The sequence below is a fragment of the Streptomyces sp. DSM 120436 genome (assembly GCF_055778765.1).
This window is the reverse complement of sequence record NZ_JBSKBS010000001.1, coordinates 3,964,770-3,984,363: the sequence shown is the minus strand read 5'-3', so window position 1 is coordinate 3,984,363 and position 19,594 is coordinate 3,964,770. Positions and strand designations below refer to the sequence as shown.

3 protein-coding genes are annotated in these 19,594 nt (G+C 71.5%); all 3 read right to left on the bottom strand.

The features are described from left to right. The 3 genes from ACWH4W_RS17680 to ACWH4W_RS17670 all read right to left on the bottom strand — a co-directional run bounded on the left by ACWH4W_RS17680 (position 1) and on the right by ACWH4W_RS17670 (position 19,515). A complete protein-coding gene (locus ACWH4W_RS17680) occupies positions 1-885 on the bottom strand; it encodes a GHMP family kinase ATP-binding protein (RefSeq protein WP_473076684.1) in 885 nt (294 codons plus the stop codon). A gap of 211 nt (positions 886-1,096) precedes the next feature. Beyond that, positions 1,097-11,359 carry a non-ribosomal peptide synthetase gene (locus ACWH4W_RS17675; RefSeq protein ID WP_473076683.1) on the bottom strand — a complete coding sequence of 3,421 codons (10,263 nt, stop codon included), beginning with the start codon at positions 11,357-11,359 and terminating at the stop codon, positions 1,097-1,099. Beyond that, complete coding sequence (locus ACWH4W_RS17670) at positions 11,356-19,515, bottom strand: non-ribosomal peptide synthetase (RefSeq protein ID WP_473076682.1); 8,160 nt, start codon at positions 19,513-19,515, stop codon at positions 11,356-11,358. The genes ACWH4W_RS17675 and ACWH4W_RS17670 overlap by 4 nt, the downstream gene beginning before the upstream one ends. Between the last annotated feature and the right edge of the window lie 79 nt (positions 19,516-19,594).

The window sequence follows — 19,594 nt, the reverse complement described above, 5'->3', positions numbered from 1 at the left end:
TCAGTAGTCACCCGTCGTGAAGATCCACTGCTCGTGGATGCCGATGGTGTGCAGCAGGGCGCGGCCCTGTTCGGTGCGGGCGTCGACCTCGGGGTCGTCGCGGTCGTAGAGGAGCCCGGCGATGTCACCGCTGTGCGCCGCCTGGATCCCGAGAGCACCGGTGTCCTGGGCGATGGCACGCAGCTCGTCGAGGCGGGGGATGGGCAGGTGCCGCTGGTTGATCTCGGTACTGGCGGAGGCGACCGCACCGATCAGGGCGACGTCCTTGGTGTGGATGGCCTCGCGCAGCATGCTCTGGAGTTCGGCGAAGAGGTCGATCTCGGCGTCGCAGTACTCGGCGGGCGGGAGGGCGAGGGTGTCGACGCCCTCGCCGTGGTTCTCGGGGCGGGAGCCGAAGCCGAGCACGCGGACAGCCGGCATGCGGTAACCGAAGTCCTCGATGACCTTGCCCTCGCGCTGCGCGAACAGCACCGAACTCTCCTTGAACATCAGGGAGTCGGATGCCGTCTCCGCGCGTACCGCGATCCGCGCGACCGTGTCGGGCGGCAGCGGGCGTACCAGCGCGTCCTGCACGGCCCAGATGGCGGCCAGCACATCGCTGGTGGAGGAGCCGAACCCACGGCACAGCGGGACGTCCCCGGAGAGTTCGAGATGGCCGCCGACGGGTCCGTCGCCGGGCAGTGCGCAGGCCTCGACGGCCAGCTGGGCCGCGCGCCGGGCCTTGCTCTTACACGTCGGGTAGACGGTCAGCTCCTCGCCCCGCGCGGGGATGAAGGAGGCCTGGGTGGTGTGGACGGTACAGGGAAGTGTGACCAGTCCCCGGGTGAGCTGACCCTGGTACGGAAAGACGCCCTGGAGAATTTCGCCGTGATGTATCGGTGCCAAGGCGACACCGACGCGCCAACCGGAATGATCCACCATGTCCTTGACTTCCTCTGTGAGCCGGACCGGACCGCTCGCGGGCCTGGCCGATCGTGCGGACGTCTTCACGCTAAGGACCGCGAGGGTGCCGGTCCGGCTGGTGGAGCGGCAGTATGCGGGCAGTTCGTCGGTGAGGAGCCGGGTCTCGTCGCCCGGCTCCTCACCGCGGGGCACGTCAGATGCGGGCCGGCCTCAGGCGGCGCGCGAGCACCTGTCCGATCGCCTTCAGCGGCTCCGCCTCGGTCATCCGCGCGTGTTCGCAGTCGACTGCGACCTCCTCGACGTGACCCCCGACATACGGCGCCCAGGACGCCGCCCCGGACTGTTCGGCCGGTGTGCCCGTGGCGTCGAAGAACAGCGCGTCGCCGCCGAACCGTCCGGCGGGGACGTACCGGTAGCGCATCCGCAGGTTGTCGACGGTCGCTTCCACGACGGCCGCGGCCTGGGCGTGCTCCAGCCCGGCGAGAACCGGGTCGCGCTGCCGTAGCGCCTCGGCGAGTTCGGCGGTGTCGGGGGTGCCGGCCGCGCACCGCAGGGGCACGGTCTCGCCACGGCTGCCCAGGAGGGCGGTCAGGACGTGCCTGCCGTCGATCTCGGGCGCGGTGAAGCCGTCGGGCAGCGGATAGGAGTCGAGAAGGGCCAGTAGGGCCACCTCTTCCCCGGCCGCCTCGAGCCGGGCGGCGATCGCGTGCGCGACGAGCCCGCCGAAGGACCAGCCGAGCAGGTGGTACGGCCCGTGCGGCTGGACCTCGCGGATCTCGGCGAGGTAGGCGTCCGCCATCTCCTCGACGGATGCCGGCACGTTCCGGGTGCCGGTGAGCCTGCGGGCCTGGAGGGCGATGAGCGGGCGGTCCGCATCGAGGTACGGGAGGAGGCCGGCGTAGCCCCAGCTCACTCCGGAGACGGCGTGCACGCAGAAGAGAGGCGCTTCCCGGCCGTCGCGGCCCTTCGCGGCCCTGATGGGCAGGACCGTGTCCAGCGGGTCGTCCCCGCCGCCCGCGGCGATGTGCTCGGCGAGCAGGGCCGGGGTCGGGCACTGGAACAGGTCACGGATGGTGATGCGGGTGTCCCAGACCGTGCGTATGCGGCTGATCAGCCGGGTGGCGAGGAGGGAGTGGCCGCCGCGGTGGAAGAAGTGGTCGTCGACGGTGACGCCGGTGACGCCGAGGGTGTCGGCGAAGAGGCCGCAGAGGATTTCTTCGGCCGGGTTGCGCGGGGCGCGGCCGTGGCTGTCGGCGTTGAGGTCGGGTGCGGGCAGGGCGCGGCGGTCGAGTTTGCCGTTGACCGTGCGGGGCAGTTCGTCGAGGAGCACGACGGCCGAGGGGACCATGTGTTCGGGGAGGCGGGCGGCCACGTGCCGGCGCAGGGCGTCGGCCTCGACGTCGCAGGCCACCACGTAGGCTACGAGTCGTTTGTCTCCGGGGCGGTCCTCGCGGACGACGGCCGCCGCCTGCTGGACGTCGCGGCGGGAGGTCAGGACGGCTTCGATCTCACCGGGTTCGATACGGAAGCCCCGCAGTTTGACCTGCTCGTCACCCCGGCCGAGGTACTCCAGGGCACCCTGCCTGTTCCAGCGGGCGAGGTCGCCGGTGCGATACATGCGGGAGCCGGCCGGGCCGTGCGGGTTCGCGAGGAACCGGTCCGCGGTCAGGCCCGGCTGACCGATGTAACCGTGGGCGAGCCCGTGACCGGCGACATACAGCTCACCCGGCACGCCCGCAGGCACCAGTTCCAGGTTCTCGTCCAGGACGTAGGCGTGCTTTCCGCGCAGCGGGCCACCGACCGGAATGCTCGACGCCGTCTCCGGACACGCGCCCGGCTCGACCGTGAACGTGGTCGTGAACCCCATGCTCTCCGCCGGACCGTAACCGTTCAGCAGACGCAGCCCGGGACGGGCCTGCAGCGCCCGGGCCACGTGCACGGGCGAAGCCGCCTCACCGGCGGTCATGGCCTCACGGATGTGCCCGAAGACGGCGGGATGCTCGTCGAGCATGTGGTTGAACAGGCTCGCCGACATCTGCAGGGACGTCACCTCGTGCCGCTCGACCAGCTCGGCGATCTGATGCGGGTCGGTGTGCTGACCCGGCTGCAGCACACACACTCCACCGTGCAGAAGAGGCCCGAAGACCTCCAGGGCGAAGGCGTCCCAGGACACCGGCGAGCACTGCAGGAAAGTCTGCTGGGGCCCGAAGGCCAGATAGTCAGGACCCACGAACGTCGCGGCCAGCGCCCGATGCGAGGCGACGACCCCCTTCGGCCTGCCCGTCGAACCGGAGGTGAACATCACACAGGCGACGGCCTCCGGGGACCCGCCGGTCTCCACGGCCGAACCCGACTCCGCGCTGATCCCGGCAACCTCACGCGAAAGATCCACAACGACAGCCGACGGAACATCCAGCTCCGCCAGATGCGACTGCGTGACCACCACCCTCGGCGCGACCTGCTCCAGCACCCCGTTCAACCGCTCCACCGGGAACTGCGGATCCAGCATCGTGTACCCCGCACCCGCCTTCAGCACGGCCAGCAACGACGCCACCATGTGCGGCGAACGCTCCACATGAACGCCCACCAGGTCACCAGGCCTCACCCCCTTACGCGTCAGATACCGGGCAAGCCGGTTGGACCAGACATCCAGCTCCCCGTACGTCACCTCCTGATCCTCGAAGACAACAGCCACCGCCCCCGGAGCACGAGCCGCCTGACCCACGAACAGACCATCCAGACCCAGCCCCGGAGCCGGCACCACAGGACCGGCCCAACGGGCGAGGCACTCATGCTCGGCCTCGGTGAGGAGAGCCAGACCCGAAACGGGCAGGTCGGGGACCGACACCGCCTCGGTGAGGAGCCGCACGAGACGCGCGGCGACGGCCTCGACCGTGGCCGGCTCGTAAAGATCGGTGGCGTACTCGACGCTGATGTCGAGACCACCCGGGCCGCCGTCGACGGCCCGACGCTCACCGAACGCGAAAGTCAGGTCGAACTTCGCGATCCCCAGCCCCGGTTCGAGGAAGGCCGCTGCGAGCCCTCCCAGCTCCGGTGCGTCGGCGGCGGTGTCGCCGACGGTGAGCATCACCTGGAACAGCGGATGCCGGGACGCCGAACGCTCGGGGTTGAGCACCTCGACGAGCCGGTCGAACGGAAGGTCCTGGTGAGCCCATGCGGCAAGATCCGTTTCCCGCACCCGGGCCAGCAACTCACGGAAGGTGGGATCACCACCCACGTCCGTACGCAGAACCAACGTATTGACGAAGAAGCCCACGAGATCGTCGAGAGCCCCGTCCGTCCGTCCCGCGACCGGCGAACCGATCGGGACATCCGTCCCGGCGCCACACCGTGCGAGGACGACGGCGACGGCAGCTTGAGCGACCATGAACAAGGTCGTTCCGGTCTCACGCGCCAGCCCGGTCAGGGCAGCATGCGCGGCAGCGGGGACGGTCACCTTGTGGATGGCCCCGCGATAGGAGGCGACGGCGGGCCGCGGCCGGTCCGCCGGCAACGTCGCCTCCTCCGGCATACCGGCCAACCCCGCACACCAGAACTCGAGTTGGCGCTCCTCATCGGTGGCGAGGAGACTCCGCTGCCACAGGGTGTAGTCACCGTACTGCACCGGAAGCGGCGCCCAGCCGGGAGCCGATCCCTCCGTGCGGGCCGCGTACGCGGTGGAGAGGTCCCGCAGGAGCGGGCCGTTGGACCAGCCGTCGGAGGCGATGTGGTGCATCACCAGCAGGAGCACATGCTCCTCGGGGGACAGCTCCAGCAGATCCGCGCGGATGGGCAGATCGCTGGAGAGGTCGAAGGTGGTGCCGGCCGCCCGGGCCAGCGCCTGGTGCAGCGACTCCTCCGTCACCGGGATCACCGGGAGCGCGAGGTCGGTCTCCGCGAGAGGACGGACAGCCTGGTGGGGCAGCCCGTTCTCGGAAGGGAACGAGGTCCGCAGGGACTCGTGCCGGCCGATCACGTCGACGAGCGCGAGGCGCAGTGCCTCCGCGTCGAGCGGTCCGGACAGGCGCAGGGCCAGCGGAATGTTGTAGGTCGGCGACGGCCCCTCCATCTGATCGAGGAACCACAGGCGTTGCTGCGCCGAGGACAGCGGCAGCCGTTCCGGGCGCTCCCCCGCCGTGACCGCCGGCCGCTGCTCGTCGCCGTCGCTCGTCGCGATCAGTTCCGCCAGTCGCACGACGGTGGGGTGCTGGAAAATCTCCCGCACGCCGAGTCGTACGCCGAAGGCCTCACGTATGCGGCTGATCAGCCGGGTGGCGAGGAGGGAGTGGCCGCCGCGGTGGAAGAAGTGGTCGTCGACGGTGACGCCGGTGACGCCGAGGGTGTCGGCGAAGAGGCCGCAGAGGATTTCTTCGGCCGGGTTGCGCGGGGCGCGGCCGTGGCTGTCGGCGTTGAGGTCGGGTGCGGGCAGGGCGCGGCGGTCGAGTTTGCCGTTGACCGTGCGGGGCAGTTCGTCGAGGAGCACGACGGCCGAGGGGACCATGTGTTCGGGGAGGCGGGCGGCCACGTGCCGGCGCAGGGCGTCGGCCTCGACGTCGCAGGCCACCACGTAGGCTACGAGTCGTTTGTCTCCGGGGCGGTCCTCGCGGACGACGGCCGCCGCCTGCTGGACGTCGGGGCGGGAGGTCAGGACGGCTTCGATCTCACCGGGTTCGATACGGAAGCCCCGCAGTTTGACCTGCTCGTCACCCCGGCCGAGGTACTCCAGGGCACCCTGCCTGTTCCAGCGGGCGAGGTCGCCGGTGCGATACATGCGGGAGCCGGCCGGGCCGTGCGGGTTCGCGAGGAACCGGTCCGCGGTCAGACCCGGCTGACCGATGTAACCGTGGGCGAGCCCGTGACCGGCGACATACAGCTCACCCGGCACGCCCGCAGGCACCAGTTCCAGGTTCTCGTCCAGGACGTAGGCGTGCTTCCCGCGCAGCGGGCCACCGACCGGAATGCTCGACGCCGTCTCCGGACACGCGCCCGGCTCGACCGTGAACGTGGTCGTGAACCCCATGCTCTCCGCCGGACCGTAACCGTTCAGCAGACGCAGCCCGGGACGGGCCTGCAGCGCCCGGGCCACGTGCACGGGCGAAGCCGCCTCACCGGCGGTCATGGCCTCACGGATGTGCCCGAAGACGGCGGGATGCTCGTCGAGCATGTGGTTGAACAGGCTCGCCGACATCTGCAGGGACGTCACCTCGTGCCGCTCGACCAGCTCGGCGATCTGATGCGGGTCGGTGTGCTGACCCGGCTGCAGCACACACACTCCACCGTGCAGAAGAGGCCCGAAGACCTCCAGGGCGAAGGCGTCCCAGGACACCGGCGAGCACTGCAGGAAAGTCTGCTGGGGCCCGAAGGCCAGATAGTCAGGACCCACGAACGTCGCGGCCAGCGCCCGATGCGAGGCGACGACCCCCTTCGGCCTGCCCGTCGAACCGGAGGTGAACATCACACAGGCGACGGCCTCCGGGGACCCGCCGGTCTCCACGGCCGAACCCGACTCCGCGCTGATCCCGGCAACCTCACGCGAAAGATCCACAACGACAGCCGACGGAACATCCAGCTCCGCCAGATGCGACTGCGTGACCACCACCCTCGGCGCGACCTGCTCCAGCACCCCGTTCAACCGCTCCACCGGGAACTGCGGATCCAGCATCGTGTACCCCGCACCCGCCTTCAGCACGGCCAGCAACGACGCCACCATGTGCGGCGAACGCTCCACATGAACGCCCACCAGGTCACCAGGCCTCACCCCCTTACGCGTCAGATACCGGGCAAGCCGGTTGGACCAGACATCCAGCTCCCCGTACGTCACCTCCTGATCCTCGAAGACAACAGCCACCGCCCCCGGAGCACGAGCCGCCTGACCCACGAACAGACCATCCAGACCCAGCCCCGGAGCCGGCACCACAGGACCGGCCCAACGGGCGAGGCACTCATGCTCGGCCTCGGTGAGGAGAGCCAGACCCGAAACGGGCAGGTCGGGGACCGACACCGCCTCGGTGAGGAGCCGCACGAGACGCGCGGCGACGGCCTCGACCGTGGCCGGCTCGTAAAGATCGGTGGCGTACTCGACGCTGATGTCGAGACCACCCGGGCCGCCGTCGACGGCCCGACGCTCACCGAACGCGAAAGTCAGGTCGAACTTCGCAATGCTCAGTGAGGGGGTGACGAACTCCCCCTCCAGGCCGCTGAGTCCAGGTTCGCTCACCGTCGTGTCGCCGACGGTGAGCATCACCTGGAACAGCGGATGCCGGGACGCCGAACGCTCGGGGTTGAGCACCTCGACGAGCCGGTCGAACGGAAGGTCCTGGTGAGCCCATGCGGCAAGATCCGTTTCCCGCACCCGGGCCAGCAACTCACGGAAGGTGGGATCACCACCCACGTCCGTACGCAGAACCAACGTATTGACGAAGAAGCCCACGAGATCGTCGAGAGCCCCGTCCGTCCGTCCCGCGACCGGCGAACCGATCGGGACATCCGTCCCGGCGCCACACCGTGCGAGGACGACGGCGACGGCAGCTTGAGCGACCATGAACAAGGTCGTTCCGGTCTCACGCGCCAGCCCGGTCAGGGCAGCATGCGCGGCAGCGGGGACGGTCACCTTGTGGATGGCCCCGCGATAGGAGGCGACGGCGGGCCGCGGCCGGTCCGCCGGCAACGTCGCCTCCTCCGGCATACCGGCCAACCCCGCACACCAGAACTCGAGTTGAAGACTGCCCTCGTCCGCGAGCAGGGTCTGCTGCCACAGGGTGTAGTCGCCGTACTGCACCGGAAGCGGCGCCCAGCCGGGAGCCGATCCCTCCGTGCGGGCCGCGTACGCATGGGCCAGGTCGGTGAAGAAGGGCCCGTTGGACCAGCCGTCGGAGGCGATGTGGTGCGTGACCACGACAAGGACATGGTCCTCGGGTGACAGCCGCAACAGGACGGTGCGTATGGGGAGTCCGGCTGCAAGGTCGAAGACCTTGGCGCTCTCCTCGGCGAGCAGGTCGTCGAGGGTGGCCTCGGTGGCCGGCACCACCGGCAACGGCACCTCGATCTCCTGGGGCGGCAGCACCAGTTGGTATGCCTCACCGTCCGCGACACGGAACACCGTGCGCAGGGACTCGTGGCGTGCGACCACGTCCGTCAGGGCGCGACCCAACGCGTCCGTGTCGGGGACGCCCCTGAGGCGGACCGCCAGGGGAATGTTGTAGGTCGGCGACGGCCCCTCCAACTGGTCGAGGAACCACAGGCGTTGCTGCGCCGAGGACAGCGGCAGCCGTTCCGGGCGCTCCCCCGCCACCAGGGCCGGGCGACGCTGGTCCCCGCTGCTCGCCGCGATCAGCTCGGCAAGCTGGGCCACAGTGGGGTGCTGGAACATGTCGCGCACGGTGACCCGGACGCCGAACGCGGTGCGGATCCGGCTGACCAGCCGGGTGGCGAGCAGGGAGTGCCCGCCCAGGCGCAGGAAGTGGTCGTCGATGGTGACGGAGGGCCGACCGAGGATGTCCGCGAAGAGCCCGCAGAGCACCTCTTCGGCAGGGTTGCGCGGGGCGCGGCCGTGGCTGTCGGCGCCGGGGTCGGGTGCGGGCAGGGCGCGCCGGTCGAGTTTGCCGTTCGCGGTCAGGGGCAGGGCGTCCAGCACCACGAAGGCGGAGGGGACCATGTAGTCGGGCAGGACCTCGGCCGCGTGGCACCGAAGCGCCGCCGCATCGACGCCCGCACCCGCGCCGACGACGTAGGCGACGAGCCGCTTGTCACCGGGCCGGTCCTCTCGTACCAGCACGGTGGCCTGGGCCACGGATCCGTGGGCGACGAGAGCCGACTCGATCTCGCCCGGCTCGATCCGGAAACCCCGCAGCTTCACCTGCTGGTCGGCCCGGCCCAGATACTCGACCTCACCCTCACGGGACCACCTGACCAGGTCACCCGTGCGGTACATCCGCGACCCCGGCAGACCGTACGGATCGGCCACGAACCGCTCGGCGGTCTGGCCGGGGCGGCGCAGATAGCCGCGGGCGAGGCCGGCGCCGGCGATGTACAGCTCGCCGGGAACACCGGACGGGACCAGGTTGAGACCCGTGTCGAGGACGTAGAGGCGGGTGTTGTCCAGGGCGCGGCCGATGGGCAGGGCCCCCGCGTGGTCGAAGGGCCGGCGGACGGGGTGCGAGGTGGCGAAGGTGGTCGTCTCGGTGGGGCCGTAACCGTTGACGACGGTCAGGTCCGGGCAGGCGTCCATGACCCGGCGGACCGCCTCGGGCGGGACGACGTCACCGCCGGTCCACACCTCACGCAGTCCGGCGAACGCCGCCGGGTCCTCCTCGGCGACCAGCCGGAACAGACCCGCGGTCAGCCACAGGCCGGTGACGGACTCCTCGGCGAGCACGGCCGCCAGTGCGGCCGTGTCCAGGATGCCGGCGGGAGCGACGGTGACGGTACCGCCGGTCAGCCAGGGCACCCACATCTCGAAGGTCGAGGCGTCGAAGGTGTGCGGGGAGTGGAAGAGCACACGGCGGTGCGCAGGCCGCGCGAAGCTCCGGTCCAGGGCGAGTTCGGCCACGTTGCGGTGGGTGACGGCGACGCCCTTCGGGACGCCCGTCGAGCCGGAGGTGAACATCACGTACAGCCACTGGTCGGGATGGACCGGCACCTCCGGCAGGGTCGCCGGGCAGGCGTCGAGTTCCTCGGTGAGGTCCTCGACCAGCAGGGTCCGCACCGACGACTCGGCGAGGATCTCATGGTCCGCGAGCTGCCGATCCACCAGCAGCAACGGAGCGTCGGTGTCGGTGAGGACGTGGGCGAGGCGGGAAGCGGGATCGGCCGCGTTGAGCGGCGCGTAAACTCCGCCCGCCTTGACGATGGCCAGGAGGGACAGGACCAGATCGGCGGAGCGTTCCATCAGGACAGCGACGACCGTCTCCGGGCCGACGCCCTCGGCGACGAGCTTATGGGCGAAGGTACTGGTCACCGCGTCGACCTCGGCATACGTCCACGTACGCCCGGCATGACTGAGCGCGATCGCGTCCGGAGTACGGGCGGCCTGCTCCCTGAACAGGGTGGCCAGGGAAGCCTCGGGGACGGGCGTGGCATGGCCCGTCCGGGTCTCCAGCAGCAGGGTCCGCTCGGCCGGGTCAAGGAGGTCGAGACCGGACAGAGGGGTGTCAGGGTGGGCAAGGGCCTCACCGATCAACCGCAGCAGTCGGTCGAGGAGGGCCTGGACGGTGTCGGCGTCGTAGAGGTCGGTGGCGTACTCGACGGTGATGTCGAGCCCCGCCGGACGACCGGCCGCGTCAAGGTGCTCGTCGAAGCCGACGGTGAGGTCGAACTTGGCCGTGCTGGTGCTGGAGTACTCGATGCGGGTGCTCAGGCCGGAGAAGTCGACGCCCGCGTCGGTGGAACCCGCCTGGACCAGGGTGAGCATCACCTGGAAGAGGGGGTGCCGGGCTCCGCTGCGCTCGGGGTTGAGCGCCTCGACCAGCCGGTCGAAGGGCAGGTCCTGCTGCGCCCAGGCCGCCAGGTCGGTGGCGCGTACCCGCTCCAGCAGATCACGGAAGCTCGGGTCGCCGGTGACGTCGGTGCGCAGCACGATGGTATTGACGAAGAAGCCCACCAGGTCGTCGAGCGCCTCGTCGGTGCGGCCGGCGACCGGGGAGCCGATGGGGATGTCCGGGCCCGCGCCGGAGGCGGCGAGGACGGCCGCGAGGGCAGCCTGCGCGGCCATGAAGAGGGTGGCGCCGCTCTGCCGGGCCAGGTCGGCCAGCGACGCGTGTGCCTCGGGCGGGAGTTGGGCGGTGACAGTGTCTCCGCGGTAGGAGGCGACGGCCGGGCGCGGCCGGTCCGCGGGCAGCGTGGCTTCCTCCGGCAGGTCGGCCAGCCGCTTCTGCCAGTAGGCCAGTTGCCGGCTCATGAGGCTGTCCTCGGAGTCGGGCTCGCCGAGCACCTCCTGCTGCCAGAGGGTGTAGTCGGCGTACTGGATCTCCAGCGGCTCCTGGTCGGGTGCCCGCCCCGCCGTTCGGGCCCGGTAGGCGTGGGCGAGATCGCGCAGCAGGGGGGCGATGGACCAGCCGTCGGAGGCGATGTGGTGCATGACGACCAGCAGGACGTGCTCGTCGGCGGCGAGCCGGACCAGGCGGGCGTGCACGGGCAGGTCGGTGGCGAGGTCGAACACGTGGGCGGACTCGGTGGCGAGGACGTCGGCGAGAGTGTCCTCGCCGGCCTCGACGACCGGCAGGGCGCGGCGGGCGTCCTCTACGGGCCGGATGTCCTGGTAGGGGGTGCCCTCGCGCTCGAGGTAGACGGTGCGCAGGCTCTCGTGGCGGGCGACGACGTCGCCCAGGGCCTGCGTCATCGCCTCGGTGTCGAGGTCGCCGGTCAGGCGGAGCGCGAGCGGGATGTTGTAGGTCGCCGAGGGGCCCTCCAGCTGGGCGAGGAACCACAGGCGCTGCTGAGCGTATGACAGGGGGATCACTGGGAGGCTCCCATCCGGCGCATCGGCCGCAGCTTCGGACGCGCGCTCCCAGCGCGGTCGAGCCGCTCGGCCAGCCTGGCCACGTTCGGGTTCTCGAAGAGGACGGGGACCGGAAGTTCGGCCCCGAGGACGGTGCGGATCCGACTGACCAGCCGGGTGGCGAGCAGGGAGTGCCCGCCCAGGCGGAAGAAGTCGTCGTCGATGGAGACCGACGGCAGTCCGAGGATGTCGGCGAACAGTCCGCACAGGACTTCCTCGCGCGGGTTGCGCGGGGCGCGGCCGTGGCTGTCGGCGCCGGGGTCGGGTGCGGGCAGGGCGCGTCGGTCGAGCTTGCCGTTCGCGGTCAGGGGCAGGGCGTCCAGCACCACGAAGGCGGAGGGGACCATGTAGTCGGGCAGGACCTCGGCCGCGTGACACCGAAGCGCCGCCGCATCGACACCCGCACCCGCGCCGACGACGTAGGCGACGAGCCGCTTGTCACCGGGCCGGTCCTCTCGTACCAGCACGGTGGCCTGGGCCACGGATCCGTGGGCGACGAGAGCCGACTCGATCTCGCCCGGCTCGATCCGGAAACCCCGCAGCTTCACCTGCTGGTCGGCCCGGCCCAGATACTCGACCTCACCCTCACGGGACCACCTGACCAGGTCACCCGTGCGGTACATCCGCGACCCCGGCAGACCGTACGGATCGGCCACGAACCGCTCGGCGGTCAGAGCGGGCCGGTCCAGGTAGCCCTGGGCGAGGCCGGTGCCGGCGATGTACAGCTCGCCGGGAACACCGGACGGGACCAGCTCCAGGCTGTCGTCGAGGACGTAGAGGCGGGTGTTGTCCAGGGCGCGGCCGATGGGCAGGGCCCCCGTGTGGTCGAAGGGCCGGCGGACGGGGTGCGAGGTGGCGAAGGTGGTCGTCTCGGTGGGGCCGTAACCGTTGACGACGGTCAGGTCCGGGCAGGCGTCCATGACCCGGCGCACCGCCTCGGGCGGGACGACGTCACCGCCGGTCCACACCTCACGCAGTCCGGCGAACGCCGCCGGGTCCTCCTCGGCGACCAGCCGGAACAGACCCGCGGTCAGCCACAGGCCGGTGACGGACTCCTCGGCGAGCACGGCCGCCAGTGCGGCCGTGTCGAGCAGACCGGGCGGTGCGACCACCAGGGTGCCGCCGGACAGCAGCGGGACCCAGAGTTCGTACGTCGTGGCGTCGAAGGCGAGCGGCGAGTGCAGCAGGACCCGGCGGTGCGCGGCCCCGGTGAAGCGGTTGTCGGCGGCCAGTTCGGCCACGTTGCGGTGGGTGACGGCGACGCCCTTCGGGACGCCCGTCGAGCCGGAGGTGAACATCACGTAGGCGAGCTGGTCGGGGTGGACGATCACCTCGGGGGCCGTGTCGGGGACCGTGTCCGAGGCATCGGTCACCTTCAGCACGCGGGCGCCCTCGGGGAATTCGAATTCCCGGTCGGTGAGGAACACACTCGCGCCGGACATCCGCACGATCAGGTCGATACGGTCCTTCGGGTAGCGGGTGTCCAGCGGCACGTACACCGCGCCGGCCTTGACCGCCGCGAGGATCGCCACGACCGCCTCGACCGAGCGTTCCTGGAGGAGGACCACCCTGGAGCCGGGCCGTACCCCCTCGGCGATCAGGCGATGGGCCAGGCGGTTGGCCTGCTGGTCCAACGCGGCGTAGGTCAGGGTGTGTTCGCCGTAGGTGACGGCGACGGCGTCCGGGGTGCGGGCGGCCTGCTCGGCGAGCAGCTCCGGCAGCGAGACGGCGGGGCGGACCTGTGGGGTGCCGTGCCAGGTGTCGAGCAGTGCCTCGCGTTCGTCGTCGGCCAGGACATCCAGGGCTCCGATCGGTATGTCGGGGGTCTCGGCCGCGGCCTCCAGCATCCGCACCAGGCGGTCCGTCACGGCCGAAACGGTCGCCGGGTCGTACAGGTCGGTGGCGTACTCGACGGTGATGCCGAGCCCGGCCGGACCGCCGTCGGGCGCGCGGTGCTCGTGGAAGGTGAACGTCAGGTCGAACTTGGCGATGTCGAGCGCGGTGAACTCCGTCTCGCCCTTGAGGCCCGGCAGTTCGGGTACCGGGTTGGCCGCGTCGGTGACCGACAGCATGACCTGGAAGAGGGGGTGCCGGGCGGCGGACCGCTCGGGGTTGAGGACCTCCACCAACCGGTCGAAGGGCAGGTCCTGGTGGGCCCAGGCCGCCAGGTCGGTCTCCCGTACCCGGTCGAGGAGCTCGCGGAAGGTCGGGTTGCCGCTGACGTCGGTGCGCAGGACGAGGGTGTTGACGAAGAAGCCGACCAGGTCCTCCAGCGCCTCGTCGGTGCGGCCGGCGACCGGGGAGCCGATGGGGATGTCGCTGCCGGCTCCGGAGCGGGACAGCAGGGCCGCGGTCGCCGCCTGCGCCACCATGAACAGGGTCGTGCCGCTCTCCCGGGCGAGCCCGGTGAGCGAGGCATGCAGTCCGGCGGGGCAGCGAACGGTCAGGGAGGCTCCGCGGCACGAGGCGGTCGCGGGCCTCGGCCGGTCGGCGGGCAGGGTGACTTCCTCGGGCAGGGCCTCCAGCACCCGGCCCCAGTGGTTCAGTTGGCGTTCCTCGTCGGCGTCGAGAAGGGCCTGCTGCCACAAAGCGTAGTCGGCGTACTGGACCGGCAGCCGCTCCCAGCCGGGCGCCTGGCCCTGCACGCGGGCGGTGTAGGCGGCGGCCAGATCCCGCATGAGGGGCGTGCTGGACCAGCCGTCGGAGGCGATGTGGTGGGTGACGAGGAGCAGCACGTGTTCATCGTCCGCCACCGTCAGCAGGTCGGCTCGGAAGGGAAGTTCACGGGCCAGGTCGAACGTCGTGGCCGACAGGTCGCGCAGCACCGACGGCAGGGCCTCCCGGTCCGCCGGGATGAGCGCCATCGCGGGGCGGGCCTCCTCGGCGGGCAGGATGTACTGGTAGGGCGTGCCCTCCTCGGCCGGGTAGAGCGTCCGCAGGGCCTCGTGGCGGGCGACGACGTCCCCGAGCGCGAGATGCAGCGCGTCGACGTCGAGGGCGCCGGTGAGGCGTACGGCGAGGGGGATGTGGTAGGTGGCGGAGGGTCCCTCCATCTGGTCGAGGAACCACAGCCGTCGCTGGGCCGCCGACAACGGCACCCGCTGCGGCCGCTCCCCCGCGACCAGCGCGGGCCGGCGCTCGCCCTCCCCTCCCGCTGCCGCCCCGGCTTCGGCGAGGAAGCGTGCGAGCCGGGCCACGGTCGGGTTGCCGAACATGTCCCGCACCGACACCTGGGTGCCCAGGGTGCGCCGGATCCGGCTGACCAGCCGGGTGGCCAGCAGGGAGTGTCCGCCGAGGCGGAAGAAGTCGTCGTCGATGGAGACGGCCGGCAGCCCGAGCGCGTTGGCGAACAGCCCGCACAGCACCTCCTCGACGGGCGTACGCCCCTGTCGTCCGCCGTGTCCGCTGCCCAGGCGCGGCGCGGGCAGGGCACGGCGGTCCAGCTTGCCGTTGGCCGTCAGCGGCAGGAGGTCCAGCTCGACGAAGGCGGCCGGAACCATGTACTCGGCCAGGGCGGCGGTGGCGTGCCGGTGCAGGGCGTCGGTGTCGACCCGCCGCTCCCCCGAGGCCACGACGTAGGCGACGAGCCGTTTGTCGCCGGGGCGGTCCTCGCGGACGATCACGGCCGCCTGCGAGACGGACTCATGAGCGACCAGGACCGTCTCGATCTCGCCCGGCTCGATCCGGAAGCCCCGCAGCTTCACCTGCTGGTCGGCGCGGCCCTCGAAAACGATCTCGCCGTGCTCGTTCCAGCGGGCCAGATCACCCGTGCGGTACATCCGGGAGCCCGACGGGCCGAAGGGGTCGGCGACGAACCGCTCGGCGGACTGCACCGCACGGCCCACATACCCCCAGGCGAGATGACCGCCCGCCACGTACAGCTCCCCCACCACTCCGGGAACGACCGGTCGCAGCCCCTCGTCCAGGACGTACATGGCGGTGTTGGCCATCGGAACGCCCAGGTGCAGGCGCTCGACCGTCCGGGAACCGGGACCGAACACCTGGTAGCTGCAGAACACCGTCGACTCGGTCGGCCCGTAGGCATGCACGACGGTGGTGTCCGGACACCTCTCCAGCACCCGCTGGAGCGCCGGCGCCGACAGCACGTCACCACCCGTCCAGATCTCCTTCAGACCCTTCAGCGACCCCACCGCCTCCGACGCCATCGCGTCGAACAGGGCAGTGGTGAAATAGGCCGCGGTGATGTCGTGGCGGGAGAGGGCGTCGCCGAGCTCGGCCACATCCACCTGGGTCACCGGGAGGATCACGGCGGTGCCGCCGCCCAGAAGCGGAACCCACAGCTCGTACGTCGACGAGTCGAAGGCCAGCGGGGAGTAGGCCAGCACACGGCGGTGCCGGCCGCCCTCGCCCCACCACGGGTCCAGGGCCAGCTCCACGACGTTGCGGTGCGTGTTGGCGACCCCCTTGGGCATACCGCTCGACCCGGAGGTGTACATCACGTACGCCAGCTGATCGGGATGGACCCCGACCTCGAGAGGGGCCTGCGCCTGAGCCGTGACGTCCGGCGGCGCCAGCAGTGTCAGCCCTTCCCCCGGTGCCTCCGCCCGGTCGGTGACCAGGAGGCGGGCGCCCGTGTCGGCGAGGATGAACGCCAGGCGCTCGGCGGGCTGACGGGCGTCCAGCGGGATATAGGCGGCACCCGCCTTGAGGACACCGAGGACGGCGACCATGTACTCCGGCGACCGGTCGAGGAAGAGTCCGACCGCGGCGCCGGGGGCCACCCCGCGGCCGGCCAGCGCATGGGCGAAGGCATCGGAGGCCCGGTCGAGTTCGCGGTAGGTCAGCTCGCGCTCCCCGCACACCAGGGCCACGGAGTCCGGGGTGCGCGCGGCCTGGGCGCTGAACAGCTCGTGCAGTGCGCCTTCGGGCGACTCCGCCGCGGTGTCGTTGTAGTCGTCCAGCAGCGCGCGTCGCACGGCCGGGGTGAGCAGTTCGATGTCGGCGACCCTGGTGTCCGGGTCGGCGACGACGGCTTCCAGGACGCGGGTCAGCCGGTCGGCGGCCTTCTCGATCGTGGCGGGGTCGTACAGGTCGGTGGCGTACTCCAGGACGATGTCGAGGCCGCTGGGGCGGCCCGTGCGGTCACGGTGCTCGGAGAAGTTGACCGTGAGGTCGAACTTGGCGGTGCCCAGGCTCGGCCGGCCGGTCACGGCGCGCACGCCGGGCAGCGCGGGCGCGGGGTCGACGGCGTCGGCGAGGGTCAGCATGACCTGGAAGAGGGGGTGCCGGGCGGCGGACCGCTCGGGGTTGAGGGCCTCCACCAGCCGGTCGAAGGGCAGGTCCTGGTGGGCCCAGGCCGCCAGGTCGGTCTCCCGTACCCGGTCGAGGAGCTCGCGGAAGGTCGGGGTGCCGCTGACGTCGGTGCGCAGGACGAGGGTGTTGACGAAGAAGCCGACCAGGTCCTCCAGCGCCTCGTCGGTGCGGCCGGCGACCAGGGAGCCGATGGGGATGTCGGTCCCGGCTCCGGAGCGGGACAGCAGGGCGACCGTGGCGGCCTGGGCGACCATGAAGAGGGTGGCCCCGGATTCCCTGGCCAGCACGGTCAGCGCCTGGTGGGTCTCGGCGGGGAGCCGCACCCTGTGGGTCGCGCCCCGGTAGGAGGCGGCGGCCGGGCGGCCGCGGTCGGCCGGCAGGGTCGCCTCGGCGGGCAGGCCGGCCAGCGTGCGACGCCAGTGGGCGAGCTGCGTCTCCTCCTGCTCGGCGAGCAGTCCCTGCTGCCACAGCGCATAGTCGGCGTACTGGACCGGCAGCCGCTCCCAGTCGGGTCCGCGGCCCTCGGCGCGGGCCGCGTAGGCAGTGCCGAGGTCTCGCATCAGCGGAGTGGTGGACCAGCCGTCGGAGGCGATGTGGTGCACGACCAGGACGAGCACGGACCGGTCGGGTCCGGTCCGCAGAAGGACGGCGTGCAGCGGGAGTTCGGAGGCCAGGTCGAAGAGGTGGGCCGACTCGGCGGCGATCAGGCCGGGCAGCGCGTCCTCGGTGATGTCGGTGACCGTCAGCGGGACGACCGCCTCGTCGGGCTCCGCGATGTGCTGCCGGGGCTCGCCCTCGTACACGGGGTAGCTGGTGCGCAGCACCTCATGGCGGGCGACGACGTCGCCGAGCGCCGACCGCAGCACCCCGGGGTCGACGGCGCCGGTGAGGTGTACGACGAGCGGGATGTTGTAGGTGGCGGAGGGTCCCTCCATCTGGTCGAGGAACCACAGCCGCCGCTGGGCCGCCGACAGCGGCAGCGGATCGTCGGCGCGGGCAACGACCGTGAGCCGGGGGCGGGTGGTCCGCCCGGCGCGGCTCGCGACGTGTTCGGCGAGCCGGGCCACGGTCGGGTGCTGGAAGAAGTCCCGCAGCGACAGTTCGGTCGCCAGGGCGCTGCGGACCCGGACGACGAGTCCGGTCGCGAGCAGGGAGTGTCCGCCGAGGCGGAAGAAGTCGTCGTCGACGGAGACGGCCGGCAGCCCGAGCGCGTCGGCGAACAGCCCGCACAGCACCTCCTCGACGGGCGTCCGCGGTGCCCGGCCCTCGCCGCTGCCGGCCCGGGGCGCCGGCAGCGCCCGGCGGTCCAGCTTCCCGTTCGCGGTCAGGGGCAGCGCGGGGAGGACAACGTACGCCGACGGCACCATGTACTCGGCGAGATGTCCGGTGCAGTGGCCCCGCAGGGTCTCGGCGTCGACGTCCGCTCCGACCACGTAGGCGACGAGCCGTTTGTCGCCGGGGCGGTCCTCGCGGACGATCACGGCCGCCTGCGAGACGGACTCATGAGCGACCAGGACCGTCTCGATCTCGCCCGGCTCGATCCGGAAGCCCCGCAGCTTCACCTGCTGGTCGGCGCGGCCCTCGAAAACGATCTCGCCGTGCTCGTTCCAGCGGGCCAGATCACCCGTGCGGTACATCCGGGAGCCCGACGGGCCGAAGGGGTCGGCGACGAACCGCTCGGCGGACTGCACCGCACGGCCCACATACCCCCAGGCGAGATGACCGCCCGCCACGTACAGCTCCCCCACCACTCCGGGAACGACCGGTCGCAGCCCCTCGTCCAGGACGTACATGGCGGTGTTGGCCATCGGAACGCCCAGGTGCAGGCGCTCGACCGTCCGGGAACCGGGACCGAACACCTGGTAGCTGCAGAACACCGTCGACTCGGTCGGCCCGTAGGCATGCACGACGGTGGTGTCCGGACACCTCTCCAGCACCCGCTGGAGCGCCGGCGCCGACAGCACGTCACCACCCGTCCAGATCTCCTTCAGACCCTTCAGCGACCCCACCGCCTCCGACGCCATCGCGTCGAACAGGGCAGTGGTGAAATAGGCCGCGGTGATGTCGTGGCGGGAGAGGGCGTCGCCGAGCTCGGCCACATCCACCTGGGTCACCGGGAGGATCACGGCGGTGCCGCCGCCCAGAAGCGGAACCCACAGCTCGTACGTCGACGAGTCGAAGGCCAGCGGGGAGTAGGCCAGCACACGGCGGTGCCGGCCGCCCTCGCCCCACCACGGGTCCAGGGCCAGCTCCACGACGTTGCGGTGCGTGTTGGCGACCCCCTTGGGCATACCGCTCGACCCGGAGGTGTACATCACGTACGCCAGCTGATCGGGATGGACCCCGACCTCGAGAGGGGGTGGTTCCTCCGCGGGCGCGGTGAGTCCGGTCGGCAGGCGGAGGACGGGGACGTTCCCCGCGAACGAGGTCTCGTCGGCGCCACGGTCGGTGAGGAGAAGGACCGCGCCGGTGTCGGCGAGGATGAACGCCCTGCGTTCCTCGGGCTGGCGCGGGTCCAGGGGCACGTACGCGCCGCCGGTCTTGAGGACGGCGAGGACCGCGACGGCGTAGGCGAGGGAGCGGTCCTGGAAGAGGCCGACGCCGTCACCGGGGCGGACGCCGTGGGCGAGGAGGCGGTGGGCGAGGGCCGTGGCGGCCGAATCCAGTTCGTGGTAAGTGAGGCGGCGGTTCTCGCACACCACCGCCACCGCATCGGGCGTGCGCGCGGCCTGAGCGGCGAACAGCTCGTGCAGGGTGCCCTCGGGCAGTCGTACCGCGGTGTTGTTGTACGCGTCGATGTCGACGACGGCTGCGGGGACCTGGGCGGAGTGCTGGGGAGACATCTTCTCGACACCCTTCTCGAGAGTTCGGGCCTGGACGGGTCTCGCGGCGTGCCGGGAAACCGGTGCGGCCACGACTGAG

Bases quoted from the DNA above. Each gene is read 5' to 3' on its own strand.
- ACWH4W_RS17670 (WP_473076682.1), bottom strand. From the start codon at position 19,515: ATGTCTCCCCAGCACTCCGCCCAGGTCCCCGCAGCCGTCGTCGACATC.